Raw genomic sequence first — 7,745 nt, forward strand, 5'->3', positions numbered from 1 at the left:
GCCCCGGGGCGGCTAGGCTCGCCCTCGGCCGCCCCGGGGAGGGCGGATCGCGTTCGGAGGGGAGTCGCTGGTGGGCGAGCGGGCGTTCTGGGTGGGCACGTACACCGGCGCGGCCGGCGGCGGCGCCGGGATCTACCGGGTCGCGAGGGAGGCCGACGGGACGCTGCGGGCGGCCGAACTCGCGGTGGAGGCCGTCTGCCCCTCCTACCTGGCCGTCCACCCCGTGAAGAAGGTCCTGTACGCGGTCCGGGAGGAGGACCGCGGCGGGGTCGCGGCCTACGACGCGGCCGGCCCGCGGCTGAGGGAGATCGGGGCACGGGAGGCGGGGGCGCTGCCCTGCCACCTGTCCGTGTCGCCGGACGGCGGGCGCCTCCTCGTCGCCGACTACGGGTCCGGGACGGTCCGGGCCTACCCGCTGGGTCCCGACGGCGGTCTGGCCGGGGATCCGGACGTGGTGGAGGGGCACGGCGGCGGGCCGAGGGCCGACCGACAGGAGGGCCCGCACGCCCACATGACCGTCCACGCCCCCGACGGGACGATCCTGGCGACCGACCTGGGCGCGGACCTCGTGCGGTCCTTCCGCGTCGAGGGCGGCGCCCTGCGGCTCGCCGGGGAGACGGCCCTTCCGGCCGGGTGCGGGCCGCGGCATCTGGCCGTCCACCCGAGCGGGCACGTGCACGTCCTGGCGGAGCTCGCCGCGTCCGTCCTCGTCCTGAGCCCCGCCGGCGGGTACGCGGGCCTGGAGGTCGTGGCGGAGTCGCCCGCGACGGCCGGGCCGGCGGGCGGCGCCGCCCAGGGCGCGGCGATCAAACTCGGCGACGGCGGCCGGTACGTCTACACCTCCATGCGCGGCACGGACGTGGTGACGGCCCACCGGGTGCTGGACGGCGGCGCGGCGCTGGCACCGGTCGCGGACGTCCCCTCCGGCGGGCACTGGCCGCGCGACCTGCACGTGGACGGCGAGTGGATGCACGTGGCGAACGAGCGCAGCGACGCGGTCGCGACCTTCCGGATCGGGCCGGACGGCGTCCCGGCGCCGGTGGGGCCGCCCCTGCGCGTCCCCTCGCCGGTGTGCGTGATCCCCGGCTGAGCACCGGTCCGCGCGGGCGTTTCCTGCGGGCCGCCTCGGGCACGTCCCGGGTAACGAGCCAGACACCCAGGGAGCATCCCGACATGACGACGATCGCCACGACCAACCCCGCGACGGGCGAGGTCGAGAAGACCTTCGACGCGCTGACCGACGAGGAGGTCGACCGGCGCGTCGCACGGGCGGCGGACACGTTCGCCTCCTACCGCACGGTCCCCCTGGAGCGGCGGGCGGAGTGGATGAAGGCCGCGGCGGACGTCCTCGACCGGGAGGCCGACCAGATCGGCGCCATGCTGACCACCGAGATGGGCAAGACGCACAAGGCGGCGGTGGCGGAGGCGCACAAGTGCGCGAAGGCGTGCCGCTACTACGCCGAGCACGCGGCGGAGTTCCTGGCCGACCGGCGCCCCGCCGACCCGGCGGACGTGAACGCGCGGGACGCCTACGTCCGCTACCAGCCCCTCGGGCCCGTGCTGGCGGTCATGCCGTGGAACTTCCCGCTCTGGCAGGTGATCCGCTTCGCGGCCCCCGGGCTGATGGCGGGCAACGTCGGGCTGCTGAAGCACTCCTCGAACGTCCCGCAGACGGCCCTGTTCCTGGAGGACCTGTTCCGCCGCGCCGGGTTCCCCGAAGGCGCGTTCCAGACGCTGCTGATCGGCTCGGCGAAGGTCGAGCGGGTGCTGCGCGACCCGCGGGTGAAGGCCGCGACGCTCACCGGCAGCGAGCCCGCGGGGCGGTCGGTCGCCGCCATCGCCGGGGACGAGATCAAGCCGACCGTGCTGGAGCTGGGCGGCAGCGACCCGTTCGTAGTGATGCCGTCCGCCGACCTGGAGGCCGCGGCGCGCACGGCGGCGGAGTCCCGCTGCCTCAACAACGGGCAGAGCTGCATCTCGGCGAAGCGGTTCATCGTCGACACGGGCTGCGCCGACGAGTTCGAGCGGCTGTTCGTCGAGCGGATGCGCGCGAAGAGGGTGGGCGACCCGATGGACGAGGCGACCGACGTCGGCCCCCTCGTCAGCGAGGAGGGCCGCGCCGAGGTCGAGGAGCTCGTCGCCGACGCGGTCGGCAAGGGCGCGAGCGTGCTGTGCGGCGGCGAGCGCCCGGACGGCCCCGGGTGGTACTACCCGCCGACGGTGGTCTCCGGCGTGACGCCCGAGATGCGGATGTACCACGAGGAGGTCTTCGCCCCGGTCGCGTCGCTGCTGCGCGTGAGCGGGGTGTCGGAGGCCGTCGAGGTCGCGAACGCGACGGGCTTCGGGCTCGGCTCGAACGCCTGGACGCGCGACGACGGCGAGCGGGAGCGGTTCGCGAACGAGCTGGACGCCGGGCAGGTCTTCATCAACGGGATGACGACGTCCTACCCGGAGCTGCCGTTCGGCGGCGTGAAGCGCTCCGGGTACGGGCGCGAGCTGTCGGCCGACGGCATGCGCGCGTTCTGCAACGCCAAGACCGTCTGGGTGGGCTGACCGCCCGAGCGTCCTCGGTCCGCCGCGCGCGGCGGACCGAGGACGGTCTCACCGGACGGCCTGCGGGACCTTCCACGGGTTGTCGTCGCGCAGCGGCGGCGGCAGCAGGTCCTGCGGCCAGTTCTGGTACGCGACGGGCCGCAGGAACCGCTCCGTGGCGGCCGTGCCGACCGAGGTGGTGGAGGGCGCCGTCGTGGCCGGGTACGGCCCGCCGTGCTGCATCGCGTGCGTGACGGACACGCCGGTCGGCCACTGGTTCCACAGGACGCGGCCGCTCCGGCCCGCGAGCACGGCGGCGAGCGCCTCCAGCTCGCCGGCCTCCTCCGGCTCGGCGTGCAGCGAGGAGGTGAGCTGGCCGGGCAGCGCCGCCACGACGCCCGCGAGGTCGGCGAGGCGCTCGTAGGTGACGACGAGGCCGAGGGGCCCGAAGCACTCCTCCGCCGCGGCGTCGATGTCGGCCTGGAACGCCGCCAGGTCCATGGTGAGCAGGCGCGGGGTCAGCGCGTCCTCCTCCTGCGGCCAGACCAGGCGCCGCACGCCCGGCCGGGCGCCCAGGCTGCCCGCCGCGGCCAGGTATCCGGAGCTGATCCGCTCGTTGAGCATCGGCGCCCCGGCGGCCTCGCGCAGGCGCGCCGCGATGCCCTCCGCCAGTCCGGGCGGCGCGAACAGCAGGCCGGGGTTCGTGCAGAACTGGCCGGCCCCCAGCGTCAGGGACGCCGCGTACCCCCGGGTGATCTCCTCGGCGCGGGCCTCGGCGGCGCGGGGCGTCACCACGGACGGGTTCACGCTGCCCATCTCGCCGTAGAACGGGATCGGGACCGGCCGCTCCGCCGCGATCCTCGCGAGGGCGAGGCCGCCCCGCTGGGAGCCGGTGAACGCGGCGGCGGCGACGCCGGGATGCCGCAGGGCCTCGACTCCGGCGTCCTCGCCCTCGATGAGGGCGAACACGCCGTCCGGGAGCCCGGCGCCGGCGATCGCCTCGGCCGTCCGGCGGGACAGGCGGGGATGGCCGGGGTGCGCCTTGACCACGACGGGGCAGCCCGCCGCCCACGCCGACGCGGTGTCGCCGCCGGCGACGCTGAAGGCGAACGGGAAGTTGCTCGCCGCGAACACCAGCACCGGGCCGACGGCCGTCCGGCAGCGGCGCAGGTCCGGGCGCGGCCCGGTGGGCCAGTCCGGGTCGGGCCGGTCGATGCGGGCGTCGTAGAGGGCGCCCTCAAGGACCTGCTCGGCGAACAGCTTCAGCTGGAACGTGGTGCGGGTCAGCTCGCCGTTGAGGCGCACCTCGCCGAGGCGGCTCTCCTCGTCGGCGAGGGCGACCAGCTCGCCGCGGGCGGCCTCCAGCGCGTCCGCGACCGCCGCCAGGTGGGCGGCGCGTTCGGCCGGCGGCGACGCGGCCCAGCCCGGAGCGGCGGCGACCGCCGCGGAGACGGCCTGGTCGGGTGTCATGAGGTGCTCCCCTCGTCCTCGGTGTTCGGGGCCGTGCGGGCGGACCGCGGCGCCCGGTTCTCCACCGAGTTGCGGTACCCGTACAGCGCGTAGACGACCAGGCCGAGCACCATCCACACCGCGAACCGGACCCAGGTGATCCAGTCGAGGTTGGCGATCAGCCAGATCGAGAAGGCGATGCCGACGAGCGGCACCACCGGCACCCAGGGGGTGCGGAACGAGCGCGGCAGGTCGGGGCGGGTGCGGCGCATCACCATGACGGCGATCGCGACGACGATGAACGCCATCAGGATGCCGATGTTGGTGAGGTCGGCCGCCTCCTTGATGGGCAGCAGGCCCGCGATGACCGCCGAGCCGATCCCGACGAGCCAGATGACGCGGGTCGGGACCTGCCGCCGCGGGTGGTTGCGGGCGAAGTAGGCGGGCAGCAGGCCGTCGCGGCTCATCGAGAACCAGACGCGGGTGACCGCCAGCATGTTCGCGAGCGCGGAGGTGGTGATGCCGACGACGGCGCCGACCGCGACGACCGTGCCGAGACCGGTCAGGCCGACCGAGGCGAGCGCGCTGGAGAACGGGCTCTTGACGTCGATCTGCCGGTAGTCCTGCATGCCCAGCAGGACGATGCAGACCAGGAGGTAGATGACCGCGGCGATGGCCAGCGAGATGACGATCGCCTTGGGGAGCACCTTCTTGGCCTCGGCGCTCTCCTCCGCCGCCGCGCTCATGGCGTCGTAGCCGTAGACGGCGAAGAAGGTGGTGGCGGCCCCGGCGACGGCGCCGCCGATGCCGAACGGCAGGAACGGGCTGAAGTTGCCGGCCGAGACGTGGAACGCTCCCGCGACGATGACCAGCGCGACGATCGCGAGCTTGACCACGACGAGGATCGTCTCGAACCGCGCGGACTCCTTCGTCCCGCGCGACAGCACGAACGCCAGCAGCAGGCACAGCAGCGCCGCGAACAGGTCGACCTTGTGGCCGGCGCCGGTGCCGGGCGCGCCGAGCGCCCAGTCCGGGATGTCGAGGCCGATCTGGTCGAGGATGTAGGACAGGTAGCCGGAGATGGCGATCGCGACGACGGCGACGATCGCGGTGTACTCCAGCAGCAGGTCCCAGCCGATCGCCCAGCCGATCGCCTCGCCGAGCGCGGCGTAGGAGTAGGTGTAGGCGGAGCCGGCCTTCGGGATGGTGCCGGCGAACTCGGCGTAGCAGAGCGCGGCGGCGGCGCTGGCGATGATGGCGATCAGGAAGGAGATCATCACGCCGGGCCCGGCGTCGTCGTGGGCGACGACGCCGGCGAGCGAGAAGACGCCCGCGCCGACGAGCCCGCCGAGGCTGAGCGCGACGAGCTGCCACAGCCCCATGGTGCGGCGCAGGCCGCCCGGGGTCTCCTCCTCCGAGGAGTCGACGGGTTTCAGGCGGAAGACCCCGGCCCGGGTGAACAGCGCGGACCCGGCCGGGCCCCGCGGTGGTCGTGTTTTGGGCATGGCTTGGGACATGGAGGTCCCTCCCGACTGGTGCAGGGTGGGTGTGACGCGGCGGTCAGGGCCGCCGTGAAGGGCTCGGGAAGAGCCGGCCGGTCCCTCTCAGAGGACGAAGCCCTCGGGGAAGGGGTCGGCGGGGTCGAGCAGGTAGGTGGCGGTGCCGGTGATCCAGGCCCGCCCGGTGAACTCGGGGATCACCGCGGGCAGGCCGCCGGCGTCGGCGGTGCCGACCAGGCGCCCGGTGAACCGGGTGCCGATGAAGGACTCGTTGACGAACTCGGTGTGCAGCGGCAGCTCGCCCCGGGCGTGCAGCTGCGCCATGCGGGCGGAGGTGCCGGTGCCGCACGGCGACCGGTCGAACCAGCCCGGATGGATGGCCATCGCGTTGCGCGAGCGCCTGGCGTCCGACCCGGGCGCGAGGAACTGGACGTGCTTGCAGCCTCCGATCAGCGGGTCGGCCGGGTGGACGGGGCGGTCGGTCGCGTTGATCGCCTCCATGATCGCCAGCCCGGCCCGCAGGATGTCCTCCTTGCGGGCCCGGTCGAACGGCAGGCCGAGCGGCTCAAGGTCGGTGATGGCGTAGAAGTTGCCGCCGTAGGCCATGTCGTAGCGGACGTCCCCGAGCCCGGGCACCGCCACCACCGCGTCCCGCCGGAGCGCGAACGAGGCGACGTTGCGGAGCGTGACGTGCTCGGCGACGCCGTCGCGGACCGCGACGCGGGCCTCGACGAGGCCGGCCGGGGTGTCCAGCCGCACGATCGTCTCCGGCTCGGTCACCTCCACCATCCCGGTCTCGACCAGGACGGTCGCGACGCCGATGGTGCCGTGCCCGCACATCGGCAGGAACCCGCTGACCTCGACGTAGACGACGCCCCAGTCGGCGTCCGGGCGGGTCGGCGGCTGGAGCAGGGCCCCGCTCATCGCGGGGTGGCCGCGCGGCTCGTCCACCAGGAAGCGGCGGAGCCCGTCCAGGTGCCGCACGGCGTGGCGGCGCCGCTCGGCCATCGTGGCGCCCGGGATGGGCGCGACGCCGCCGGTGACGACGCGCGTCGGCATCCCCTCGGTGTGGGAGTCGACCGCGCTGATCGACCGAGCCGAGCGCATCAGGCGGCCCGCCGCCGCGCGAGGGCCTCGATCGCGCGGTCCATGTCGGCGGTGACGGCGGCGCGGTGCTCGGGGACGAGCGGGCCGCGCGGCGGGCGGCAGGGGCCGCCGTACCGGCCGACCTGCTCCATGCCGAGCTTGATCGCCTGGACGAACTCGGTGCGCGAGTCCCAGCGGAACGCGGCGACGAGCGGCTCGTACAGGGCGCGGGCCTCCTCCAGCTTCCCGGCGGTGGCCAGCTCGTACAGCAGCGCCGACTCGGCCGGGAAGACGTTGGGGAAGCCGGCGAACCAGCCCGTCGCGCCCATCAGCAGCGCTTCGAGGGTGACGTCGTCGGCGCCGGCGACGACCTCCAGGCCCGGGGCCGTCTCCCGGATCTCCAGCACGCGGCGGACGTCGCCGGAGAACTCCTTGACCGCCACGACGCCGTCGATCTGGGCGATCTCGGCGAGCAGCTCCGGGGTGAGGTCGACCTTGGTGTCGATGGGGTTGTTGTAGACCATGACCGGCAGGCCGACGGACGCCACGGCCTCGAAGTGCGCGATGATCTCGCCGCGGTTGGCCCGGTACATGGTGGGCGGCAGGCACAGCACGCCGTCGGCGCCGTCCTCGGCCGCGATCTGCGTCCAGTGCCGGGCCTGGTGGGAGCCGGGGCCGTGCACGCCGACCACGACGACGCCGTCCCGGCCGACCGCCTCGACGGCGGTGCGGGCGACGCGGCGGCGCTCGTCGTCGGTCAGCGAGGAGTACTCGCCGAGGGACCCGTTCGGGCCGACGCCGCGGCAGCCGTTGTCGACGAGCCAGCGGCAGTGCTCGGCGTAGCGGTCGTGGTCGACGGCGAGCCCGGCGGGGGCGGCGGCGTCCTCGCGGTAGGGCAGGGCCGTCGCCACGATGACGCCGCCGAGGCTCAGGGGCTTGCTGTCGCTCATCGGGCGCTCTCTTTCTTGTCGGGTGTGTCAACTGGAGGGTCCGCGAGCTCGCCGAGCCGGATGGGCTGGGCGACGGGCCGGCGGTGGGGGTCGCTCCCGCCCGCCCGGCCGCGGAGCAGTTCGGCGACCGCGGGGCCGCAGACGCGATGCCGAGGGTCCGGCCGGCGGCCTTCACGCTCAGGTGGTCGACCTCGACGATCATGTGCCGCTTCATCATCCCCTGCACCAA

Annotated in this window: 6 protein-coding genes; 2 read left to right on the forward strand and 4 right to left on the reverse strand. The window is 74.7% G+C overall.

Annotation, left to right across the window (positions count from 1 at the left end):
• Positions 1 to 70: 70 nt before the first annotated feature.
• Positions 71 to 1,090 (forward strand): lactonase family protein, encoded by a 1,020-nt coding sequence (locus ABWI04_RS40765; RefSeq protein ID WP_345186772.1) that lies wholly within the window; start codon positions 71 to 73, stop codon positions 1,088 to 1,090.
• 83 nt (positions 1,091 to 1,173) lie between these two features.
• A complete protein-coding gene (locus ABWI04_RS40770) occupies positions 1,174 to 2,553 on the forward strand; it encodes an NADP-dependent succinic semialdehyde dehydrogenase (protein WP_353835754.1) in 1,380 nt (459 codons plus the stop codon).
• Between the two features lie 48 nt (positions 2,554 to 2,601).
• Here ABWI04_RS40770 and ABWI04_RS40775 read toward each other — a convergent pair whose 3' ends face one another.
• The 4 genes from ABWI04_RS40775 to ABWI04_RS40790 all read right to left on the reverse strand — a co-directional run bounded on the left by ABWI04_RS40775 (position 2,602) and on the right by ABWI04_RS40790 (position 7,516).
• Positions 2,602 to 4,002, reverse strand: coding sequence for an aldehyde dehydrogenase (NADP(+)) (locus tag ABWI04_RS40775; protein ID WP_353835755.1), 1,401 nt, complete (start codon positions 4,000 to 4,002; stop codon positions 2,602 to 2,604).
• Positions 3,999 to 5,486 (reverse strand): amino acid permease, encoded by a 1,488-nt coding sequence (locus ABWI04_RS40780; RefSeq protein ID WP_353835756.1) that lies wholly within the window; start codon positions 5,484 to 5,486, stop codon positions 3,999 to 4,001. The genes ABWI04_RS40775 and ABWI04_RS40780 overlap by 4 nt, the downstream gene beginning before the upstream one ends.
• 99 nt (positions 5,487 to 5,585) lie before the next feature.
• Positions 5,586 to 6,587 (reverse strand): proline racemase family protein, encoded by a 1,002-nt coding sequence (locus ABWI04_RS40785; RefSeq protein WP_345186786.1) that lies wholly within the window; start codon positions 6,585 to 6,587, stop codon positions 5,586 to 5,588.
• Positions 6,587 to 7,516, reverse strand: coding sequence for a dihydrodipicolinate synthase family protein (locus ABWI04_RS40790; protein WP_353835757.1), 930 nt, complete (start codon positions 7,514 to 7,516; stop codon positions 6,587 to 6,589). The genes ABWI04_RS40785 and ABWI04_RS40790 overlap by 1 nt, the downstream gene beginning before the upstream one ends.
• Between the last annotated feature and the right edge of the window lie 229 nt (positions 7,517 to 7,745).

This window comes from Actinomadura sp. NPDC000929 (assembly GCF_040492065.1).
GTDB classification, from domain to species: Bacteria; Actinomycetota; Actinomycetes; order Streptosporangiales; family Streptosporangiaceae; genus Spirillospora; species Spirillospora verrucosospora.

Coding starts and splice junctions, on each gene's coding strand:
- ABWI04_RS40780 (WP_353835756.1), bottom strand. CDS start 5,486: ATGCCCAAAACACGACCACCGCGGGGCCCGGCCGGGTCCGCGCTGTTC.
- ABWI04_RS40785 (WP_345186786.1), bottom strand. CDS start 6,587: ATGCGCTCGGCTCGGTCGATCAGCGCGGTCGACTCCCACACCGAGGGG.
- ABWI04_RS40775 (WP_353835755.1), bottom strand. CDS start 4,002: ATGACACCCGACCAGGCCGTCTCCGCGGCGGTCGCCGCCGCTCCGGGC.
- ABWI04_RS40790 (WP_353835757.1), bottom strand. CDS start 7,516: ATGAGCGACAGCAAGCCCCTGAGCCTCGGCGGCGTCATCGTGGCGACG.
- ABWI04_RS40770 (WP_353835754.1), top strand. CDS start 1,174: ATGACGACGATCGCCACGACCAACCCCGCGACGGGCGAGGTCGAGAAG.